Below are 22,534 nucleotides of genomic sequence, written 5' to 3' on the forward strand. Positions count from 1 at the left end.
CCTACCCGGAGGGACTGACAGTTGAGTCCTCTTGATCACCACGGGCTCGCTCACCTCGTCGCGGGTGGACGGTCTTTCGCCCTGGGGACGAAACCCCTATTTCCTGTCCTGCTCCGCAGGAGTCCGATTCCTCACCGGCCTGAAGGCCGGGGCATCCTCGGAGGAACCCGGTGAACACATCCCGCCACAGGTGCTGGAGTGCCTGCGGGAACGGTCCGGAGTTCTCGAAGACGGCCCACATCCCGGCCGGGACGGCAAGGACGTCCATGTCCTCAGGCGCTTCGGCGCACGTCACCACGCCGTGGTAGTAGTCGAGTTCGGTCCCCTCCGCGCGCCTCGGATCGAGCTGATCGCTGACCCCGACGATCCCCGCCGGCTCCTGGTCGGACAGCGCCGTGATCCGCCCCAGCATCTCGGGCCCGATGCCCCTGATGAACTCGGCGATCGCCGCGTTGACCCCCTCGTGGACGAGCGGGACACGGGCCTTCTTGCCGACCACACGGAACTCCTGCTTGTCCACGATCCTGTATCGCATACTGCTGCTCCCTTCGACGACGAGCCGGAAGGACATCCGGGGCTGGGAGCGCAGAGCGGCACCGGTCCGCCGGGCGTCGCCCGGACCCACGCCGTGAACAGCCCGAAACGCACGGGCAAAGGCTTCACCGGAGCCGTAGCCGTAGCGCACCGCGACGTCCAGCAGCGTCCGTTCGCCGGCGAGCACGTCGGCGCCCGCCACGGTCAGCCGTCTGCGGCGGACGTACTCCGACAGCGGGATGCCTGCCAGCGCGGAGAACAGCCGGCGGAAGTGATACTCCGACATCACGGCGATGCGCGCGAGATCGGCCACATCGATCGGCTGATCGAGATGCGACTCGATGTGCTCCATGGCCTGGTTCAGTCGCTCCAGCATCCCGGTCCCCTTCCCTTCCGGTCACTCACGTGAGGAAGGAACCACCCTCCCGGACCCGACATCCTGTGCCCGACCCGGTCGGGTCCGACGAGCGCGCCGCGCGCACCCTCCTCCGTCAGGCGCGCTTACGCAGAAGGGGCAACTTTTCAGCGGCGGAACTCCGCCACGGCCCGGCCGAGGTCGCGTTCGACGTCACCCGGAGTCTGCAGCCCCCGGCCCGCAAGATGCTCCAGGCGCTCACGGGTCTCGGGCAGGGCGATCAGCCCCTGGAACGTGACGGCGTCGGAACGGACCTGCGCGGGATCGGCCAGGGTGAGGTCGTTGACGGCGCGCTTGGCCGCCCTGACCCCCTCCGGCGGGAACCCGGCGATCCGCTTCGCCAGACGCTCGACGAATCCGTCCAGTTCGGCATCGGGGAGGGCACTGTTGATCCAGCCGTAGCGCTCGGCGAGGTCCGCGTCGAAGTCATCGGCGCCCGCGATGGCCTCGATGGCACGCGGCCTGCCGAGCCGCCGGGTCAGGTGCTGCACACCGCCCGCGCCGGGCAGCGCACCGGTGCCGGACTCGAACTGCCCGAAGACGGCGTTCTCACGCGCCGCGAAGATCATGTCGCAGGCCAGGGCGAGTTCGTCGCCACCGCCGCGGGCACGGCCCCGCACCTTGGCGATGGTGATCACCGGCACCCGCGCCAGCTTGTACAGGAACATCCCCAGCGAGGCATCACCAGGGCCACCGGCCTGCGCGGCCTCAGCGGTGTACTGCGGGACGGCCTCAAGGTCCACGTGCGCCGAGAAGTACTCCGGCGAGGCACTGTCGATGACGACGACACGCACGTCACCGGGGTCGGCGTAGAGCGCGTCGACGAGGGACACCAGGTCACGGACCAGATCGACACCGAGGAGATTGAGGGAACCGGCGTCGAGTGTGGCGAACAGGACGCCGTCCTCCAGCCGGGTCCGGATCGACGCGTAGGTGAAGCTCATGACGACTCCCGAGAGTGCGGAGATATAGGAAGCGAGAAAAGGTCACAGGTTCTGGTCGGCGTGAATCCGGACGGTGGAGATCGTCATCATCCTCCATTCTGGTTTCACCATTAACCCTGGGTATTCAGCGAAATTGGGCTGTCTGACGCCCGGATAGCAGAAAGGTGCCGTTGACCTGCAAGGATGTGAGTGTCGAAGTCATATCCGCTGCAGAGAGCAAGGCACCTTTCTGGTGGTTGAGCGTACAGGGTGGGATCGTCGGCTGTCGGTGGTGGCTGACGGGAAGAGGCTGGTCGGGCATGCGGGGGCGGTGCTGCTGCGCCGGCTGGCGGACCGGGTGGGACTGACGCGAGGGCTGGCCGGGGTGCTTCCCTCCAGCACGAGTGCCGGGTGGCGGGAGCGGGCCGGGGTGCTCGTCCAGTTGGCCGTCGCGATGGCGCTCGGGGCGCGGAGCCTGTTGGAGGCCGAGCAGCTCCAGCTCCACCACCAGGGCCTGTTCGGTCCTGCGGCCTCGGACTCGACGATGCGTCGCCTGCTGGCCGAGCTGGACGACAAGACCCTGAGGAAGATCGCGAAGGTGCGGCGGCGGGTGCGCCGGCAGGTGTGGATGCTGCTCCACTTGCGGCCCGGCGGTTTCCCGTGGCTCACGGTGGCCGGACGGGAGCTGACGGGCTGGATCGTCGTCGACCTGGACGCCACGGTCATCACGAGCGCGTCCAGGAAGGAAGGGGCCGCGGCCACGTTCAAGGGCTCGTTCGGCTTCCACCCGCTGGGCAGTTGGTGCGCGAACACCGGCGAGAGCCTTGCGATGGAACTCCGCCCGGGCAACGCAGGGGCGGTGCGACACGAGGTCGCACAGTTTGAGTGGTTGCACCGATTGGAGGTTCGACTGATGTCGAAGGTGTAGATCCGGGCCAGTGTCCAAGGCCCGTCCCCGCTTCGACGTGCGTCACTGGCAACGGTGGGGTGCGGAGCTCGAAGAAGACGCCCAAGGGTTCCCGATCCGTCCGGGGGCCACAGGCAAGGGGAAGACCGGACGGGTGAACGCGAGTGAACCCCTGATGATGCCTCGTCACGTTTGGGCTTCGCCAGACGGAAGTCTTCAGCGGAGTGCAGGGACTGGCTGCTGAGAAGCGGCGGGTGCCGGTCGGACAGCGAACCGCCGACCGGGTGGACACCACCGTCCCCGGGGTATAAGGGGCGCCCACCCCGGTCGTATCTCAACTGTGTGGAACGTGGAAACCCCGACGGGGTCCGCTCAGGCGACTGAGCGGTGAGCCGACTGCGAGGAAGGCCCAGCCCCCGGGCGGGAACAGGATGACCCAAGAAGCGAACGCCGGCAGCTGAAAGGCAGCGGGAAGACCGGGCAACGCATTCGGCCCTCCGCCGATCGCCCTGCATAACCGGCCGGATACGGGCACGTGCCCGAACTCGAAAGGGTGCCGACGTGGGTCAGGTGAGTCTGTGGAGACCAGATGCGCGAACACCCCGAACCGAGGGACAAGTTGGACGCCCCAGCTGAGGCTGCGGTGAACGGACCTGAGGACGAGATCACCGACTGGCTGGCCGTCGACTGGCAGCAGGTCGAAGACGACGTACGGCGACTTCGGCAACGCATCTTCACGGCATCGCAGGCAGGGGACCTGAAAAGGGTCCGGAATCTGCAGAAGCTGATGCTCCGCTCCCGCGCTAACACGCTGCTCAGCGTGCGCCGGGTCACGGAGATCAACGCTGGCCGCACGACCGCCGGGATCGACGGGAAGGTGGTGCTGCTGCCCCAGGGCAAGGCCGAACTGGCCGACTGGATGCAGCGATCCGCCGACACGTGGAGGGTCCGGCCGGTCAGGCGGGTGTATATCCCCAAGGCAGGAGGGAAGAAACAGCGCCCGCTCGGCATCCCGGTGATCGTTGATCGCGCTCTCCAGGCGCGGGCCCTCAACGCGCTGGAACCCGAGTGGGAGGCACGGTTCGAGCCGAAGTCGTACGGCTTCAGGCCCGGCCGTGGCTGCCATGACGCCATCGAGGCGATCTTCAACGCGGTCGGGGGAAAGAACCCACACCGCCGGTGGATTCTCGACGCGGACCTGGCAGCGGCGTTCGACCGCATCGACCACGACCATCTTCTCCGCCAGCTCGGCACGTTCCCCGCGCGGGAGCAGATCAGGCAGTGGCTGAAGACGGGCGTGGTCGAGCGTGAACAGCTCACCCCGACCGAGGAGGGGACTCCACAAGGCGGGGTGATCAGCCCGACGCTACTGAATGTCGCCCTGCACGGGCTGGAACAAGCCGCCGGGGTCCGGTACTTCCCTGACGGGATGAGGCACGCGGGTAAGTCGGAGTCGGGCACCCCCGTGGTGATCCGCTATGCCGACGATCTCGTGGCCTTGTGCGTCAGCGAGGAACAGACCCGGCAGGTCAAGCAGCAGCTCGCGGTGTGGCTGGCTCCGAGGGGACTGGCCTTCAACGAGGACAAGACGCGCGTCGTCCGCCTTGAAGAGGGATTCGACTTCCTCGGGTTCAACGTCCGCCGATATCGCAACGACAAGCTGCTGACCAAGCCCAGCAAGGCAGCGGTGCGGCGCATTCGCAGCAGGCTCGCCGCCGAGGTCAAGGCTCTACACGGGGCCAACGCCCAAGCGGTGATCAACAAGCTCAACCCCGTGATCCGGGGCTGGGCGGCCTACTACCGCACAGGGGTGTCCAAGGAGATCTTCTCCTCCTTGGACCACTACGTGTGGCGGCTCACCTACCGGTGGGGACTGCGGGCGCACCCGAACAAGTCGAAACGCTGGGTCGTGGCCCGGTACTTCGGCGCGTTCCACCCGACCAGGCGGGACCGCTGGGTGTTCGGCGACCGGGACACCGGCCGCTACCTGGTGAAGTTCTCCTGGACGAAGATTGTCCGGCATCGGCTGGTCAAAGGCAGGGCGTCTCCGGACGATCCGGCTCTGACCGGTTACTGGGCTGATCGGCGATGGCGGCGAAAGCCTCCGCTGGGGCCGTTCGTGATGCGGCTGCTACACGCGCAGCACGGCCGCTGTCCCGGCTGCGGCACTCTGCTGCTGCACGCCGATCAAGAGCCGCAAAGTCCCACCGAGTGGGAGCAGTGGCTCACCGCCGTCCGCAAGGCGATCCGCCGCACGGCGCTCGCCACCGAGGACGGCCACCCGCCGGACGACACCGCACGCTGCCTCATGCACGCCCACTGCGCGCGACGGCACATCGCCGCCCACGCACCGGGACCAGCAGTTCTGCCTGCCTGCGAGCCCTTGGGGCTTGCTTGAGCCGTGTGCCTGGAAAGCGGGCACGCACGGTTCTGAGGGGGCCCCGGCGCAGTAATGCGCTGGGGCTACCCGACAACACGGTGGCCGACCACATCACGGTACTCACCGACGCCCTCGCGCAGATCCCGGGCTCCTCGGCCGCGAAGATCCTCATCCGGGTGGACGGGGCCGTAGCCACCCATGGACTGCTGGAACACCTCGAAGCGTTGAACACCACGCGGCGCACGGTCCGTTACACGGTAGGCTGGAAGATCACCGGCGCCGACGAGCAGGCCATCGCCCGACTGCCCGAGGCTGCATGGGAGACCTCCCTGACCCAGGACGGCAGCCTCCAGGACGGCTACTTCGTCGCCAAGCTGACCGGACTGAACACCCGTGAGGACTGGCCGCAGGGCATGCGGCTGATCGTCCGCCGCGTCCGGCCGTCCCGGCGGCACCTGAAGAAGCTGACCGCGTTCGAGACCAGGACCGGCTGGCGCTACGCGATAACCGCCACCAACATCCGACACATGTGGGGCGTCTCCGGCTCGGGCCACAGCCAGTTCCTGGACGTACTGCACCGCTCGCACGCCGGGGTGGAAGACCGGGTGCGCACCAACAAGGCCATGGGGCTGGACAATCTGCCGTCCGCCTCGTGGGAGATCAACCGCGGCTGGATGCTCGCCGCGAACATCTCCGCCGACCTCGACGCCTGAGTCAGGCTGCTGGCCCTGCACGACATCGAGGGCCTGGCCGACGCCGAGCCGGACACCATGCGTTTCCGCCTCTACCACCTGCCCGCCCGCCTGGCGGACCACGCCCGCCGCCGCTGGCTGCGGATCGACGCGACCTGGCCTTGGGCAGAAGCGTTCACCACCTGCTGGCAGCGGCTCACCGCCTTCCCGGCCCTCACCTGACGGCCGGGCACTGCCCCGACAAGGACCAGGAAGGAGAAGTCCGGCAGCACTCCGGGCCCGTGGAACCCGGCGCACCCGCGGCGTCACGCGACGGCCCACCTCGAACGGCACGAGGACATTACGGGCGAACCGCCGACCCAATCAACGGCCGGACCCCGCTGAAGAATCGAGCTTAAACCAGTATCACGGACGTCGCCCCGGTTCCAGCACCGAGCGCGGCTCACGATCCCGAGTTGTGAACTCACAGAGAGATAGGTATCGTCACATTAAGTAACGAGGCTGTCGTGTGGGTACGCCATCGATACGGGACTTCGGAACCGGGACTCCGAAAACGGCACAGCCTGGCACAGCCCATACGGCCCCCTACCGGCACAGGAACTCCACGCGGTACAGAACCTCCCACGCGCGCCGGATTCCTCCCCCGTCGACGGGCGAACGATCACCCGGGAATCGCCCTCTTCCGCGCAGCCAGAGCCCCGGGAGCAGTTGGGATGCCTCAAGGAGATCCGCCATGCCTGAATTTCTCCGTCTGCGTTCTCGCCGGAATTTCATCTGCGCCTCGGCGACGGCTGTGACCGCGGCAACGACCGGGGCTCTGGGCCTGACTTCCTGGAACCACTTCGGGAAGCCGGTCACGGAAAGCGAGCGGCAGAGCATCCGCCCCTTCCGCGTGAACATACCGGAGCAGGATCTCAGCGATCTTCGCCGGCGCATCAAGGCGACACGGTGGCCCGACCGGGAAACGGTCCACGACCAGTCCCAGGGTGTCCAGTTGGCCACCATGAAGGAACTCGCCCAATACTGGGGCACGGGCTACAACTGGCGGCATGTCGAGGAGAAGCTCAACTCCCTGCCGCAGTACAAAACGGAGATCGACGGGCTGGACATCCACTTCATCCACGTCCGTTCCCGGCACGCGAACGCGCTCCCGATGATCCTGACCCATGGCTGGCCCGGATCCGTCCTGGAGTTCCTGAAGGTCATCGAGCCGCTCAGCAACCCGACCGCCCACGGGGGACGCGCCGAGGACGCCTTCCATCTCGTCATACCGTCCATGCCCGGTTACGGCTTCTCGGAACGGCCGACGACCACCGGGTGGAACCCCGACCGCATCGCGCGCGCCTGGACCGTGCTGATGGCGCGACTGGGGTACAAGCACTTCGTTTCCCAGGGTGGCGACTGGGGTGCCGTGATCACGGACAAGATGGCCATGCAGAAACCCGCGGGACTGCTGGGAATCCACGTGAACTTCCCGGCGACCGTCCCGCCGGACGTCGCCCGGAGTCTCGCCTGCGGTGACCCCGTACCGGCCGGCCTGAGCCCGGACGAGAAGACCGCGTACAACCAGTTGGCCAACCTCTACAAGACCGGATCCGGCTATTCGGCCATGATGGTCACCCGTCCGCAGACCGAGGGTTACGGACTGACGGACTCCCCCGTCGGTCTGGCCGCCTGGATGTACGACAAGTTCGCAGCCTGGACCTACAGCGGCGGCCATCCCGAGCGCGTCCTCACCAAGGACGAGATGCTCGACGACATCACGCTCTACTGGGTCACCGACACCGCGACTTCCTCCTCCCGTCTGTACTGGGAGAACAACGCCAACAACTTCAACGCCGTGTCGGTGTCCGTCCCCGCCGCCATCACCGTGTTCCCCGGCGAGATCTACCAGGCGCCACGAAGCTGGGCATCGCGCAGCTACCACAAGCTTTTCTATTACAACCGGGTCCGCAGCGGAGGTCACTTCGCCGCCTGGGAGGTCCCCGGCATCTTCACCGACGAACTCCGGGCCGCTTTCAGATCACTGCGCAGCTCGCAGAACATCGCCGGCAAGTGACTTTCCGAACCGGAAGGCACAGACTCCCGCGGTGACAGTGGCGATGGCGGCGCCGGTGACGAATGCCCCGGCGCCGCCACGCCGATGCGCGAGCGCTCACCGCGTCCTGTCGTCATGGAGAGGAACCAGTGGTCGTCATGACCTCGCCCCTGAACGTCGCCGTCTTCACCGCACCGGAGAAGGCCATGGTCGGCGAACGGTCCCTGCCGTTCGGACCGCTGCCCGCCTGGGACCCGATGACCTCGACCCTGATCTTCGGTGAGAACGACGCCGTCCTGGTCGACGCCCTCACCACCGTCGACGAAGCCGAAGCGCTGGCCCGCTGGATCGAGTTGCACCGCCGCAACCTCACCACGATCTACATCACGCACGGGCACTTCGACCACTACGCCGGGCTCAGCGTGCTGCTCCGCCACTTCCCCGACGCCCACGCCATCGCCACCCCGAAGTCGGTGGAACTGATGTCCACGCAGCCGCAGCACCTCGCGCCCTACCGCAAGCTCTTCCCCGGCCAAGTGCCCGCCTCGATCACCCTGCCGGAGCCGTACGACAAGGACACCATCACCCTCGAAGGCCACGAACTGCACATCATCGAACAGGGCCGCACCGACGCGGTCGACAGCACCTCCCTGCACGTGCCCTCGATCGACCTCGTCGTCGGCGGCGACGTCATCTACAACCAGTGCCACATGTACGTCGCCGACACCACACCCGAGAGCCGCGCGAACTGGATCGCCGCACTCGATCGCCTGGCCGCCCTGACCCCGAAGATCGTGGTGGCCGGACACAAGAAGCCCGGCACCCCGGACACCCCGGCAGCCATCGAAGCCAGCAAGCAGTACCTCATCGACTTCGGCCGACTGAAGGAATCCACCACCAGCGAGCGCGAACTGTACGACGCGATGACCGACCTCTACCCCGACTGGGCCAGCCACCAGGCCTGGCTGATGTTCGGCCTGCGCCCAGCCACAGCCTGACCGCAAGCAACCGCAAGGAACCGGTAGCAACCGCAAGCACCGACATCGCCGGTCGTCGAGCCCGAAGCGTACGGCTTAGTTTCCTCGGCCCCACGCCGGCCCGACCTCCGGCCCGATGGGCGCAGAGCACCACGACCCGGAGCAATACAGCTTCCTCCGCATACAGCTTCCTCCGCGCCGGCCAGAAATCAACCCAGAAGCCGCGCAATGCTAGAAAGGAAGCATGATGGGGCTTTCGAGGCGATTGTCGGCCTCATGGTCTTGGTCACTCCGCCGGCGGCGCGCAGGTGCCTCGGCGGTCGGCCACAGGCTCACCCTTCACGAGCGCCCCCTGGACCAACCCGGCCGCACACCGTCCCGGTGGGGACGTGTCCGGCAGCTTTGGCACAGCGTCGCCGGGCAGGTGTTCGTCCTGCAGGCGGCTGTCGTGGCCGTCCTGGTCGTCGCCGCGGTCGCGGCCCTGGTGCTGCAGGCCCGAGGCAACAGCCAGCGGGACGCCCGCGATCGCACCCTCATGGTGGCCCAGACCTTCGCGAACGCCCCCGGGACGGCGCAGGCGCTGACCGGCCCCCATCCCACCGCCACCCTGCAGCCGCGTGCCGAGCAGATCCGCAAACAGACCGGCGTCGCGTTCGTCGTCGTCTTCAACCGCGACGGAATCCGTGTCACACACCCCAACCCCTCCCTGATCGGGAAGCTCGTCATCGGCCCCTATCAGCAGCAGACGGTCGAGGGGCGCACCGTCACGCGAACCTTCATCACCTCCCGCGGCCTGGCCGTCGACACGGGCGTGCCCGTCATCCAGCCGGACGGGAAGATCGTCGGCGCCGTGTCCGTCGCGATCACCGTTCAGCACGTGAACGCGGCGGTGAACCGGCAGGTGCCGGTGGTGCTGGGGGCTGCCGCCATCGCGCTCGCCCTGGGCACGGGCGGATCGGCGCTGGTCAGCCGACGGCTGCGCCAGCAGACCCATGGACTCGGCCCGGCCCAGATGACCCGCATGTACGAGCACCACGACGCCGTGCTGCACTCCGTCCGGGAAGGCGTGCTGATCATCGCCGGAGACGGGCGGCTCATGCTGGCCAACGACGAGGCCCGGCGGCTGCTGGATCTCCCGCCGGCCGCGGAGCAGCGCCACATCACCGCCCTGGGGCTGGACCCTGAGATGGTCGATCTGCTGACGGCGGACCGTCCGGTCACCGACCAGGTGCACTACGTGGGAGAGCGGCTGGTGGCCGTCAACGTACGGCACACCGCTCCCCACGGGGAGCAAGCGGCCTATGCGGTGACGCTGCGGGACTCCACCGAACTGCGGGCGCTCGCGGGCAGGGCCGAGCGGGCCCAGCGGCGGCTGCGGCTGCTGTACGAAGCGGGCATGCGGGTGGGCACCACGTTGGACGTGACGCGCACCGCGGAGGAACTCGCCGAGGTCGCGACGTCCCACTTCGCCGACTACGCCACCGTCGAACTGCTGGAGCCCGTGCTGCACGGCACCGAGCCGCAGGACACGGCTGGACTGCTCCGCATCGCCTACTGCGGCGTACCGCGAGACGGTCGGTCGACTCCTGTCGGCGAGCGCGTCGTCTGGGACCCGGCCACCCCGATGGCGATGGCCCTGACCGGTGGGCGCGCGGTGCTGGCACGGGATCTGACCGACTCCCCCGGCTGGCTTGCGCGGGTCCCGGAGACCGCCCGTCCGGTGCCCGACGGGGGGATCGGTTCGCTGATCAGCGTGCCGCTCCGGGCCCGCGGCGTGGTGCTCGGCCTGGTCACCTTCTGGCGCTCGGAGCGCAGCGGCCCGTTCGACGAAGAGGATCTCCCCGTCACCGAGGAGCTGGCGGCCCGCGCCGCGGTGTGCATCGACAACGCCCGGCGCTACACCCGCGAGCACACCATGGCCGTCACCCTGCAGCGCAGCCTGCTCCCCCGCACCCTGCCGCAGCAGAACGCGCTCGAGATCGCCCACCGCTACCTGCCCGCGCAGGCCGGGGTGGGCGGCGACTGGTTCGACGTCATCCCGCTGCCCGGAGCGCGCGTGGCCCTGGTGGTCGGCGACGTCGTCGGGCATGGCCTGCACGCCGCCGCCACCATGGGACGCCTGCGTACCGCGGTGCACAACTTCTCGGCCCTCGACCTGGCCCCCGACGAACTGCTCGGGTATCTCGACGAGCTGGTCACCCGGCTCGACCAGGACGTGGCCGAGGGGGAGCAGGACGTCACCGGTGCTACGTGCCTCTACGCCATCTACGACCCGGTGGCCGGACAGGTCTCCGTGGCCAGGGCCGGGCATCTGGGTCCCGCCCTGGTCCGTCCGGACGGCACTGTCCTCCTCCCCGACGTCCCCGGCGCCCCTCCCCTGGGCCTGGGCGGCAGTCTGCCCGTCGAGACCGCCGAACTGCGCCTGCCGGAAGGATCCAGCCTGGTGCTGTTCACCGACGGCTTGATCGAGACCCGTGACCGGGACATCGACACCGGCCTCGCCCTGCTGCGCCAGGTCCTCGCCACACCCCGGCCCGCCCCGGCCGGCGATCCGGAGCACATCTGCCAGGCAGTCTTCGACGCCCTGCGCCCGGCCCGCCCCCTCGATGACATCGCCCTGCTGGTGGCCCGTACCCGCCTGCTCGACCCGGCCCGGGTCGCCACCTGGGACGTACCCCGAGACCCCGCGGCCGTCCCGCGCATCCGCGCCGGTGCCGGCCGCCAGCTCGAGGCCTGGGGCCTGGGTGACATCGGCTTCACCACCGAGCTGATCGTCAGCGAACTGATCACCAACGCGATCCGCTACGGAGCCGAGCCCATCGGCCTGCGCCTGCTGCATGATCGCTCCCTGATCTGCGAGGTCAGCGACGCCGGCAACACCTCCCCCCACCTGCGCAGGGCCGCGGCCACCGACGAGGGCGGACGCGGCTTGTTCCTCGTGGCTCAGTTCGCCCAGCGCTGGGGAACCCGCTACACCCATGCCGGCAAGATCATCTGGACCGAACAGACCCTCCATGACACGCCGGAGGACATCGGTCCTCTCCTGGCCGACGCCCTTCCCGTGCGGTGAGACGGGTACGCCGCCCGTCTCGGTCTCCGACGCGGGTGCCGGGAACGGCGCGCAGGGCCCGCGTGTTCGGCGCGGGCTCCGGTACCCGTCCCGAGTGACCGGTGACGACACCGTCGCGGCGAGCTTCCTGGATGAGCTCAACCTGGTCTGAACTCGTTCTCCGGCCTTTCGACCGCTGTGGAGCGACGAGTGTCTTCTCGCAGCGGACGGTTCTCCCCGCCCGGACCTCCGGGCTCCCTCAGCCGGAGCGAAGAATCCGGAAGCGAGCGGGTTGCGCCGGATCCCGATCGACGACTTGGACGCTCGTCCAAGCCCATTGCCACACGCTGATGCCTGGCGTGCGGGAGAACCGGATCCGGCCGCGGGTCCCTTCGACGGAAATGCGCGGCCAGGATGCGGCAATGCGCGTCCGGTCCGTGCCGTGAGTACGCAGCACGTCGGCGAGGACAGCGACCGTGTCGTAGCCCTCGAAGGCGACGAAGGAGGGCGCTTCGCCCAGCCTCTCGTGGAGGGCCGCCTCGACGCGCGCACCGAGCGGGGTGAGGTGCTCAGGGAGGTAGCGCAAGAACGGGATCGCGGCGCTGTCGGCGCCCAGCGACCTCGCCCATTCGGCGAACTCCGGTTGCCCGGCCGGAGCGCCGATCATGATTTCGGCGAGGCGCTGGTCGCGGCGGACGGACTTGACGATCGACACTGCCGGCTCCGGGTGGCCGACCAGGAGGAGGAGGGCCGTCGCGCGATTGCCGACGAGTTCGTCGCACACGGCCGTGGGGGTGAGCCCGCGCATGTCGAGTTCGATGACGGTTCCACCGCGTGGGGCGAGGTAGTTCCGCAGGATACGGGCCCCAGATGCCCAGTAGACGCTCGCATCGGCCGCTACGGCGATGCGACGGTGGCCCGCGGCGAGCAGGAAGTCCGCGTAGATCTGCCAGCCGCGCGACTGCGCCGGGGCAAGGCGCGCGACCCATTCCGTCGGCTGGTCGGTGAGCGCGTCGAGAACCGCTGACGAGCAGAGGAACGGCAGGCCGAGCGCGTCGGCCCTTGCAGCAGCGGCGCGAGCGACGACGCTGTGGTACTCCCCCGCCAACGCGGCCACGCCGAGGCGAGCCAACTCGTCCACGGCCGCCGCGGCCCTCTGAGGATCGGCCGCGGTGTCCCGGACGACCAGTTCGAGCGGTCTACCGACGATCCCGCCGGCGTCATTGACTTCGCGAACCGCGAGCTCGAGTCCGGCGAGCAAGTGCCGGCCCGCCTCGGCCCAGCCAGGCCGAGACAGCGGAGCGAGAGCACCGATCCGGACGGCTGGTTCGTCCGTCCGCTCCACTCCACGTGGCGATGGTGGCGTACTCATTCCTCGATGCCTCCTGTGCACCAATTCGGGCGCGGTTCGTCCGGAACGCGGAGCGGCAAGGCCGGGCAGTACGCGTTCATCTCACCTGGCCGCGGCGGGCACACCTCGGTGATCATGCGGGCCATTGCATCCGCCCTCATCACCATCAGGCAACCGATTATTTGTTCGCTGAGCTGCCAGGCTTCGAGACGGCCCGGACGCTGCCCGGCGGCCCCGGGGGCGGCGTGAACCGGCCCCCGTGAAGCGGCTGTTCTCGCAACCGGGCCTCAACGCCGTGAATACGCACGTCACATGCCGCACATCGCCGCTGACCGTCGACTCTCCGCGACGGACCTGGCCGAGACCCCTGTCGCGACAGCAAGCCCAACACGGCGGCCGGCCAAGGACAACAGCGCCTGGCGAGACGTGTGCGGGGCCGGCGAGCGAGCGCGGTCAGAACCAGTGCAGGCAGTGCGGGGGGCGTTCGGCTCGGAAGAGGGCATCAGCGAGAGTGACCGCGCCCGGACTGCGGGCCCGGATGTGTCCGGCGCGTACAAGGATGCTCGGGGCGGTACCGCCGCGGTAGATCGAGCCCAGGTCGCTCACGTCCAGGGACAGGTCGGGCGCCCGGTCCGTCGGGACGCAGTCGGCCTTGCCGTCCTGGACGGTCAGCAGGTAGCGGCCGTGCTCGCCGACGAACGGGTCGTCGACGTCGAGGACGAGCTCGCCGTCCAGTGCAGCGTTGCCCCGCGGCCAGGTCAACCGAATTACGGCAGACGCCCACGGCCCTGGTGCGGTGACGCCCTCTATTCATCAAGCGGGAAGCGATAGACGGTCGACCGCCTGGTCCGGAAACCGAGGCGCTCATAGAGACGGTTCGCCGCCGCACGATCCGGCCGGGAGGTGAGATCCACTGTACGGGCGCCCGCCTCCCGGGCGATCCGCACGGCCTCCTCGGTGAGAAGGCCGGCAACTCCCTGGCCTCGCGCCACACTGTCGACGACCACGTCTTCGATACGGGCCCGCAAACCGGACGGCAAGGGCATCAGCACCAGAGTCAGGGTTCCGACGATCGTTCCGGACGTCCGAGCGACGAGCACCGTGTTGGCGTCACACGTCAGCAACCGGTCGACCGCTTCGTGGTCGAGGAGCTTTGCCGATAGAGAGGTGTTGTCGTTGAGGGAGAGGACGAGAAGCCGTGGACGTGTATGAAGCCGTGGACAGTCGCCGGGCGGTGCGGGCGTTCAGCGATCAGCCGGTGCCCAAAGACGTGCTCGAACGAGTGCTGGCCGCGGCGACACGGGCTCCGTCGAGTGGGAACCTCCAGCCGTGGCATGTGTACGTCGTGACCGGTGAACCCCTGGCCGAATTGAAGAGGCGTGCGACGGCCCGGGCGCGGACGGGAGACACGGGCGATGAGCGGGAGTATCCGATGTACCCGGCCGAACTGAACTCACCGTATCTGGACCGCTTTTCCGGCGCCGCCGCCCAGCGGTACCGGGCGCTCGGAATCGAACGCGACGATCCCGACAGACCCATGAAGATCGCCTCCCTGAACTCGGAGGCGTTCGGAGCACCGGTCGTACTGTTCTGCTACCTCGACCGCGCGATGGGGCCCGGACAATGGGGAGACGCCGGGATGTACTTGCAGACGGTCATGTTGTTGCTGAGAGCGGAAGGGCTGCACAGCTGCCCGCAGGTGATGTGGACGATGTATCGCAAGACCGTCAGTGAGATCGTCGGAGCCGACGACGGTCTCGTGCTGTTCTGCGGTGTCGCCGTGGGATTCGAGAAGGAGGGCGTGCCACGGCTGCGCACCGGTCGGGCGGACATGACGGAAACCGTGAGCTTCATCGGGGTGTGACCGCGACGCGTCGAGCCGCCGCTCGGGCGCCTGATCGGGGCCGACCGGCCCGGCTGCTCGTACATCGGCCGGCGTAGGGTGTCCCGCCCGGCGGGGAGTGGACCAGGGGGAGGCCGGCTTCGGAGGTGCGTGCGAAGCCGGCCTCTCGGTGTTGTCAGATCACGTCGGCGCGTACGTCAGATCGCCGTGTGCAGTGGGATCGTGATCTGCTTCAGCCACTCACCCTTGGCGAAGTCGCGGGCCTTCACCGTGATCTGGTCGCGATACACCTCGACCTGGAGGCCCTGGTTGAACTGGCCGGGGACGACCACCTCGCCGCCCTTGCCGTCGTCGGTCCAACCGGTCTGGATGGCACCGGTGTTGATCACGGAGAAACCGTCGAGGTTCGCCGTACCGGGGACGACGCGCCGCACGTGCCAGTCGGACAGGTTGAGGTCCCAGTGGGTGTGTCCGCAGAAGAGGAACACGTCGCGGTGGCGGCCGAGGATGCCCAGCAGCCGCTCGGACTGGAGGTAGTCACTCATGTACAGCTTGTTGTGGCTGCCCGAGACCGTGTTCGGCAGCGGGTGATGCGTGATGACCATGACCGGCTTGCGCTTCGCCTCCCAGTACCTGAGCCGCTCCTCCAGCCAGGTGAACTGGGCGTCGCTCATCCACACCTCGTCCCAGAGGGTCAAGTCGTGGTAGTGCATGTACTTCTCCGTGCCGATCATCAGCACCGGGATCCCGCCGAAGGACTGCTCGGAGTAGACGGTGTTGCGGCCGGCGAAGTTGTAGAAGCTGCGGAAGAGCGAGTCCTCGGTGGTGCCGTTCGGCCAGGTCGACTGCGACAGCTGGTCCGGGGTGGCCCACTTGGGCACGTAGAACTCGTGGTTGCCGATCGCCCAGGCCGCCTTCGGCAGGGTGTGCCGGCCGAAGGCCTCCTTCACTGCCGCGTATTCGAAGTCGTAGCCGCGGGGAGTGATGTCACCGGCGATCGCGATCCCGGTGCTGTCCGGGTTGCTGCCGCTCAGGTCGGTCAGCGCCGCGTTCAGGTCGGCGAGATCGCCCTGAATGTCGCTGATGACGTTGAACTTGGTGACGAGTTTGGGCTGGGGCATGCGGGCCGACGAGGCGTGGGCGGGTACCTGGGATACCGCGCCGAGGGCAACCGCACCGGCAGCGGTGGTCAGGAGTGACCTGCGATCCACGGGTAGATCCTTTCGGGATGAGCGGAGTGCAGGCGCCTCGGCGTCAACCGGGCGCTTGCTGTCGCACCGAGTGTTCGGTCCAGACCCGTTAGGAATACGTGACCTTCTGGGCGGTGCCGTGAGGGCCGTATGACACCAGGATGAACGTCTTCCGCAGCAGGAGGCACAACCTGGAGTACGCCGGAGACGTACGGAACGGCCGGCGTTGCCTGATCAGGCGACGTGCGGCTGCCACCGCCGCACATCGGGCGAGGGCCGACACCCTCGCTCGCTGGGCGTCGCGCCACTCCTCGCCGCTCCGCATCGGCTGGCCGTCGCCGTATGGGGAGTGCACGAGCCATGCGGCGTCCGGGTGTTCCCGGACGAACGCGAAATAGGCCCGTACGACGGCCTCGCTGCCGTCACGCGAGGTCGGAGCGGCCTGCAGCGCGGTGAGCAGCTCGTCGAGCAGCCTCCCCACCCAGCGCCGCTCCGCCGCGATGACCAGGCCGTCGATGCTGCCGAAGTGGTGATAGAGGCTGCCCAGGCTGACCCCGCTGTCCTTGGTGACGGCGCTGACGGTGAGGCCCTGTTCGCCCGACTCCGCGTAGACGCGCAGCGCGGCGCCGCGCACGGTTTCCGTGTCCCTTCGACAACGGGTTGGTCGACACCCGCACAGCGCCTTCGCCGGTACGGATCCGTACGAAGGCACCGGATGGGTTGCCGCCTGGGCCCCACATCGATCTTCTGGCACCCGGTACCCCGGTACCCCGGTCAATCCCGGGGATTGCTCCACTCGTCCCAAGTACAGCCTGGCTACGACGGGATGAGCCAGCTGGAACGTCAGCCGCGCAGGGTTGTTCCCACAGTGGCGGGACGCAACCTGCGGGGCGGGGAAAAGGCCGGGGTGGCGGGAGCATTGCCGGAAGGCGGCAGAGTTCAGCCGAGTCTTGCTGCCGGAAGTCGCCGTTCCCGTCGATCGACCAGATGAGTACGGTCGGTCGGGCCGTCTTCAGTCGAAGCCGGCTCCGCCGATCGTGATGACGGTTCGAGCGATTACGGGGGGCCATGGGTTACGTGGTTGCGGCGCTGGCGGCCGTGGCGTCGGTTCTGGGCGTCGCTTTGACCGTGCTTGTACGCCGGGAGCGACGCCGTATACCGCTCAGTCCCGACGCGCATCGCATCGAAGCGGCGGCTGCCCGAGGGCTTCGCGATGCCCGCCGCCAGGCGCATGCCTACCACCGCTTCGCAGACGGCAACGGCGTCAGTGCCCTGCGGGATCGTGACTCACGGTCCTACTGATCGCTGAACCCAATACTTGGCGTTGTTCGGCCGGAGGCTACGGATGAGGCTTCTCGGTGTGGTCGGTCACGGCAGGATCTCGACGTACCCGTCGGTGCCGTGCACACGGATCCGCTGCCCGTCCCGGATCAGCCGGGTGGCCTGCTCCACGCCCACGACTGCCGGCAGCCCGTACTCCCGGGCGATCACCGCGCCATGGGACATCAGGCCGCCCACCTCCGTCACCAGGCCCGCGACTGCGACGAACAGCGGCGACCAGCTGGGGTCCGTGAAGGTCGTGACCAGGATGTCGCCCGCTTCGAGCTCGGCCTCCCCCACGTCAATGACGACGCGAGCTCTTCCCTCGATGGTCCCGGCGGAAACGGGTAGGCCGATCAGGGCGCCGGCCGGCGCGTCGTCGCGCCGGTACGCCCCGGTGACGGCCTCACCGTCCGATGTGAGCACCCGGGGCGGTGTGAGCGCGTGGTACGACCGGAACGCGTCCTTGCGCCGCTGGATGAGCTGGTCATCCACCTGGTTCGAGCGCACGACGTCGTGGAACTCCTGGAACGTGACGTAGAAGATGTCCTCCTTCTCACGGAGCAGGCCTGCCTGCACGAGGCACTCGGCCTCCGCCAGCAGGGCCTGCTTGTAGACGAAGTAGCGGCTGACGATGTCGTACTTCGGGTACTCCCGGTACCCGATGAAGGTTCGGACCCGGTCGATCATCCGCTTGACCTCGTCGGCTTTCCGGTCCCCGTCCGGCAGGGGCCGCAAGCGTGCCAGTACGTCCTGTTCCTTCTGCCGCGCCTTCTGCCGCCCTTGCTCGAAGCGCCGCTCGGCGGCGCCCGGCTCGAAGTTCCTGACGTTGTCCAGGATCATGGGCACGAGTGTGGTGGGGCGCTCGCGCCAACGCGGCCTCGTGATGTCGATCTCGCCGACGCAGCGCATGCCGTACCGGTCGAGATAGGCCTCTATGGCGTCGCGCGCTTCGGTCCCGCCCGCGAGCTTCGCCAGCTCGTCGAGGAAGGCGTCGTCCTCGACGTACTCGACGCCCTCCAGGAACGCCACCACCTCCGAGTGCGGGCGGATCACGTCCGCGACGTCGAGCAGCGCCAGTCCCATCTCCGACGTGACGTTGCCGGGGGCGGACAGCGTGAGCGTGTCAGCCGCGTTCTTCTCGCCCAGCCATTCCTGCAGCTTGTCGTTGAGCCACCACGTGGCCTCCATCCCCGCCATGATCGTCCGATGGTTCAGCGGATCACCGAGGACTCGCTTGTGCTCGGCGAAGGCCTCCATCAGGAAGTCGAACAGTGCCGGTCCGGTCTTCGTCCGGATGTCGCGCTCCAGGGCGGCGATGGATGCCTGGCTGCGCTCGATCAGCTCGGTGACGATGGCCGGATCGGTGTCGATCGGGGCGGGCGCACCGCCGGCCGGCGGCCCGACGGGACCCGCGTCCGGGAGCGACGGGACGAAATCGTCGCGGTCGAGGACGGTCTCCAGCGCGTCCCTGATCAGTGGATCGCCCTTCCCCAGGGCGTCCAGGAGGCCGGCCCGGCCGGCGGGCGTGGCCAGGCGCCGGGTGACGTCGACGAACAGCCTCCCGCCGGCCTCGTGCATCGGCACCATGGCGGTCAGTTGCCACATCGAGAGCCCCAGGGGCTTCATGGGGTCGGTCATCATCTGCCCATGCCCGACGGAGACGTAGACGTGATTCTCCTGGTCGCCGGTCTCGGGGATGGGGAACAGCGTCGTGATCGGCCGGCTCTGAACGATCTGGAAGCCATCGTCGACCAGGCACCATTCGATGTCCTGCGGACGGCCGAAGTGCGCTTCGATCCGCCGCCCGATCTGCACGAGCCGCACGACCTGCGCATCCGTCAGCGACGGCTGCTCCTGCCGCTGCGAGTCGATCGCCACTTCCTGCGTACCGCCGGCCGGCAGGGCGTGAACGGCACGCTGCTTGGCGGCGATCGCCTTGGCGACGACTTCGCCGTGTCGCACCGTGAAGACGTCCGGGTTCACCAGGCCGGAGACCAGTGCCTCGCCGAGGCCGAAGCCGGCGTCCACCGTGGCGACGTTCCTGTTGCCCGTGACGGGGTCGGCCGTGAACAGGACTCCGGCAGCGTGCGGGAAGACCATCCGCTGCACGGCCACGGCCATGTGGACCGTACGGTGGTCGATGCCGTTCCGCTGGCGGTAGGTCACGGCCCGCTCGGTGAACAGCGAGGCCCAGCACCGGCTGACGTGCCGGAGGATCGCCGTCGGCCCCACGACGTTCAGGTACGTGTCCTGCTGGCCGGCGAAGGAGGCCGTCGGCAGGTCCTCCGCCGTCGCGCTGGACCGGACGGCGTAGGCGGCGTGCTCGCCGAGCCGGGCGAGCGCGCCGGTGACCGCCGCCGCGAGATCGCCCGGAATTTCGATCTCTTCGATGGTCCGGCGAATCTGCGCGCTGAGCGTGCGGATCGCCTCCCGGTCGTCCGGGTTCGATCGCGACAGCTGATCGAGCCGGTCGTCGATCGACGGCGCTTCCGCCATGATCCGCCGGAAGGCGTCCGTCGTCACGCAGAAGCCACCCGGCACACGGATGCCATCGATCCGCGACAGCCCGCCCAGGTGCGCGCCCTTGCCGCCGACGACGGCGACCTGCGTCTCGTCAACCTCTTGAAGATCCAGCACGTACTGCTCGATCACTGCGACACCTCCGAGGCAGCCGTGCTCCGTAGCGCTTCGGTCGCCGACCGAATCACCGGCGCCTCCGACTCTGCCGAATCCCTTGTCGAGCACATCCTCATCCCTGGTCGCTTTCCTTCTGACGGGTCGGCCGGCCGCTCCGCCCGGTCGGGCGGCGCGCACCCCCTCACCTCCGCGCCGAGCACCCTCAATTGCACTGCTGGTCCCACCACTGGTTCGACGTCACCGCGTTCCTCGAACGTCGACGACAGCCCACGCCTGTCGTGCCCCCCATTTCCGCAGGTCGTGGCGTCGGACGATGATTCTGCGCCGTGCCCCGGGGCTTGTGGCAAGCCCCCCGGTGCGCTATACGTTGAGAGTGGCGAGGAGAGAGTTCTCCTTGCCTTTGCCTTTTGCGGGCCCGGATGCCGAGCGCCCGCCACATGCCGACAACGGCTGCGACTATGGCTACGACCACCTGCGGCGATGGCCACGCAAGAGGGGTCTCATTCCTCGGGGATGAGGTGTGCCCGGCCGCGGCAAACGGAGCCGGCCGGCTCACTTTCCGCAGACAGGGCCGCACGCCCGAAGCGCTGTGGCAAGATCAGCTGCCATGCCATCCCTGCCCGCGTGGCCGTCAACAACCCTTCGCCGTCTACTCGTTGTCCTGCTCGCGCTGCTCGCGCTGCTCGTCGGAGCCGGCGCCGGCGTCGCCGACGCGGTTCCCGGACCCACGGCCGCGGCGAGGAGTGCCCAGGCCGCGACACCCGATCACCTGCGTTACGACGTGACCCTGCGTGCCAACGCCGACGGCACCCACTGGACGGGCCGGCAGCGTGTGTCGTTCCGCAACGCCTCCGACCGGCCACTGCGCGAGGTGTACCTGCGGCTGTGGGGCAACGGCAAGGACGCCTGCGGCACTCCCGGCAGCCCCTCCCCCGTCACCGTCTCCCGGGTGCGCGGCGGCACGGCGGGCGGGCTCAGCGTGGACTGCACCGCACTGCGCATCAACCTGCCCGCACCTCTCGGACACGGCCGGCGCACGGCCGTCTCCTTCGACGTATCCCTCACCGTGCCCGACCGCAACGACCGCTTCGGCCGCGAGGGCGCGTTCCGATTCCTCGGCAACGCGCTGCCCGTGCTCGCCGTGCACGACGCGACGGGATGGCACCTCGATCCGTACGTGGCGACCGGCGAGAGCTTCTACACCCTGATCGGCGACTTCCAGGTCACGCTCGACCACCCGTCGGCCCTCAAGGTCCCGGCGACCGGCCGCACCCGCACCAGCCCCGGCACGCCGGGGCGGACCCTCACGCACAGCGTCGCGCACCGGGTACGGGACTTCGCGTGGGCGGCGGGCCCGTTCCGCACCGCGGCCCGGACCACGCCCGGCGGCGTGCGCGTCAGATCGTACTGGGCACCCGACACGCCCGCCGAGGGCGTGCGCCTCACCCGCCAGGACGGCGCCGCCGCCGTCGACCGGTTCGGCACGGAGTACGGCGGTTACCCCTACGGCGAGCTCGACCTGGTGATGACGCCGCAGTTCGGCGGCGGCATGGAATACCCCGGCCTGGTCCTGCTCGGCACCGCCGCGGACGGCAGCGCCGTCGTCCACGAAGTGGCCCACCAGTGGTGGTACGGTATCGTCGGGAACGACCAGTACCGTGCGCCCTGGCTGGACGAGAGCTTCGCCCAGTACGCCAACGCCCGCTTCTACGGCTGGGACACCAGCGACTGCTGGAACCCGGACGAATGGCCCGACCAGAACGCCGCGCTCACCAGCTCGATGGCCTACTGGGCCAACCACCCCGGCACCTACCACCTCATCTACACCGCCGGCCCCTGCGCCCTGGCAGACCTGGAACGCACCCTCGGCGCCGGCACCATGGCACGCCTCCTCAAGCACTATGCCCGCGACCACTGGTACGGCGTCTCCACCACCGCCGACTTCAAGAAGGCCGCTCAGTCCATGACCGACAAGGACCTGACCTCTTTCTGGACGACCCACCGCATCCGTTGACGTTGCAGCTCACCCTCTCCAGCGCCCCCACTGACGCTCAGGTGGGCACTCTGTGGCCTGCTGCCGGGTCGACGCGCGGTGGCGCGATGGCGGCTCGATCGGTGGGGTCTGTCCTGCGCGGCCCCACCGACGCGTCCGGCGCACGGAGGCATTCGGGCCTGACGTATGGTCAGACACCCCATGTCGTTTGGTGTCAAGCGGCATGTGGCTGGGCGTGGTGCGACCAGGCGGTCGCTTCGTTGTAGTGGGTGCGGGTTTTGA

General features: G+C 68.7%; 16 protein-coding genes and 1 pseudogene. 9 read left to right on the plus strand and 8 right to left on the minus strand.

Annotated elements, in window-relative coordinates:
* Window position 1: 1 nt before the first annotated feature.
* Both ACWD5D_RS43830 and ACWD5D_RS43835 read right to left on the minus strand, forming a co-directional pair.
* Window positions 2-910: a helix-turn-helix domain-containing protein gene (locus ACWD5D_RS43830; protein WP_451378355.1), complete on the minus strand. Its 909-nt coding sequence runs from the start codon at window positions 908-910 to the stop codon at window positions 2-4.
* Window positions 911-1,056: 146 nt separating this feature from the next.
* Window positions 1,057-1,893, minus strand: coding sequence for an enoyl-CoA hydratase/isomerase family protein (locus ACWD5D_RS43835; protein ID WP_451378356.1), 837 nt, complete (start codon window positions 1,891-1,893; stop codon window positions 1,057-1,059).
* 232 nt (window positions 1,894-2,125) lie between these two features.
* Here ACWD5D_RS43835 and ACWD5D_RS43840 point away from each other — a divergent pair, with 232 nt between their 5' ends.
* The 7 genes from ACWD5D_RS43840 (at window position 2,126) to ACWD5D_RS43870 (ending at window position 11,936) form a co-directional block, all read left to right on the plus strand.
* A complete protein-coding gene (locus ACWD5D_RS43840) occupies window positions 2,126-2,800 on the plus strand; it encodes a transposase (protein ID WP_451378357.1) in 675 nt (224 codons plus the stop codon).
* A gap of 622 nt (window positions 2,801-3,422) precedes the next feature.
* Window positions 3,423-5,177, plus strand: a complete 1,755-nt coding sequence (ltrA, locus tag ACWD5D_RS43845) for a group II intron reverse transcriptase/maturase (protein ID WP_451378358.1) — start codon at window positions 3,423-3,425, stop codon at window positions 5,175-5,177.
* A gap of 80 nt (window positions 5,178-5,257) precedes the next feature.
* Complete coding sequence (locus tag ACWD5D_RS43850) at window positions 5,258-5,872, plus strand: transposase (protein ID WP_451378359.1); 615 nt, start codon at window positions 5,258-5,260, stop codon at window positions 5,870-5,872.
* A gap of 57 nt (window positions 5,873-5,929) precedes the next feature.
* Window positions 5,930-6,073 carry a hypothetical protein gene (locus ACWD5D_RS43855; protein ID WP_451378360.1) on the plus strand — a complete coding sequence of 48 codons (144 nt, stop codon included), beginning with the start codon at window positions 5,930-5,932 and terminating at the stop codon, window positions 6,071-6,073.
* Between the two features lie 511 nt (window positions 6,074-6,584).
* On the plus strand, window positions 6,585-7,910 hold the full coding sequence (locus ACWD5D_RS43860) for an epoxide hydrolase family protein (RefSeq protein ID WP_451378361.1): 1,326 nt from the start codon (window positions 6,585-6,587) through the stop codon (window positions 7,908-7,910).
* 137 nt (window positions 7,911-8,047) lie between these two features.
* Window positions 8,048-8,887, plus strand: coding sequence for an MBL fold metallo-hydrolase (locus ACWD5D_RS43865; RefSeq protein WP_451378362.1), 840 nt, complete (start codon window positions 8,048-8,050; stop codon window positions 8,885-8,887).
* 403 nt (window positions 8,888-9,290) lie between these two features.
* The gene (locus tag ACWD5D_RS43870) at window positions 9,291-11,936 is read left to right on the plus strand and encodes a SpoIIE family protein phosphatase (protein WP_451378363.1); all 2,646 of its coding nucleotides are present in this window, start codon (window positions 9,291-9,293) and stop codon (window positions 11,934-11,936) included.
* Between the two features lie 238 nt (window positions 11,937-12,174).
* Here the strand turns inward: ACWD5D_RS43870 and ACWD5D_RS43875 are convergent, their stop codons facing one another.
* From ACWD5D_RS43875 to ACWD5D_RS43885, 3 genes and pseudogenes are all read right to left on the minus strand, one after another.
* Entirely contained in the window at window positions 12,175-13,287 is a 1,113-nt protein-coding gene (locus ACWD5D_RS43875; protein WP_451378364.1) for an ABC transporter substrate-binding protein, read from the minus strand.
* A gap of 432 nt (window positions 13,288-13,719) precedes the next feature.
* A complete protein-coding gene (locus ACWD5D_RS43880) occupies window positions 13,720-14,076 on the minus strand; it encodes a sterol carrier protein domain-containing protein (protein WP_451378370.1) in 357 nt (118 codons plus the stop codon).
* Window positions 14,073-14,432, minus strand: a pseudogene (locus ACWD5D_RS43885) (GNAT family N-acetyltransferase); the annotation flags it as partial. The pseudogene ACWD5D_RS43885 and the gene ACWD5D_RS43880, both read right to left, overlap by 4 nt.
* A 32-nt stretch (window positions 14,433-14,464) precedes the next feature.
* Between ACWD5D_RS43885 and ACWD5D_RS43890 the strand changes: the two are divergent.
* Window positions 14,465-15,130, plus strand: coding sequence for a nitroreductase (locus tag ACWD5D_RS43890; protein ID WP_451378365.1), 666 nt, complete (start codon window positions 14,465-14,467; stop codon window positions 15,128-15,130).
* Window positions 15,131-15,306: 176 nt separating this feature from the next.
* On the opposite strand, the gene ACWD5D_RS43895 is transcribed toward ACWD5D_RS43890, so the two are convergent.
* The 3 genes from ACWD5D_RS43895 to rph form a co-directional block, all read right to left on the minus strand.
* Window positions 15,307-16,320: a metallophosphoesterase family protein gene (locus ACWD5D_RS43895; RefSeq protein ID WP_451378366.1), complete on the minus strand. Its 1,014-nt coding sequence runs from the start codon at window positions 16,318-16,320 to the stop codon at window positions 15,307-15,309.
* Between the two features lie 88 nt (window positions 16,321-16,408).
* Window positions 16,409-16,933, minus strand: coding sequence for a TetR/AcrR family transcriptional regulator (locus ACWD5D_RS43900; RefSeq protein WP_451378367.1), 525 nt, complete (start codon window positions 16,931-16,933; stop codon window positions 16,409-16,411).
* Between the two features lie 734 nt (window positions 16,934-17,667).
* Window positions 17,668-20,274 (minus strand): rifamycin-inactivating phosphotransferase, encoded by a 2,607-nt coding sequence (rph, locus tag ACWD5D_RS43905; RefSeq protein WP_451378368.1) that lies wholly within the window; start codon window positions 20,272-20,274, stop codon window positions 17,668-17,670.
* Window positions 20,275-20,866: 592 nt separating this feature from the next.
* Between rph and ACWD5D_RS43910 the strand changes: the two genes are divergently transcribed.
* Window positions 20,867-22,273, plus strand: coding sequence for a M1 family metallopeptidase (locus ACWD5D_RS43910; RefSeq protein ID WP_451378369.1), 1,407 nt, complete (start codon window positions 20,867-20,869; stop codon window positions 22,271-22,273).
* Window positions 22,274-22,534: the final 261 nt, after the last annotated feature.

This window comes from Streptomyces sp. NPDC002520, from assembly GCF_053595235.1.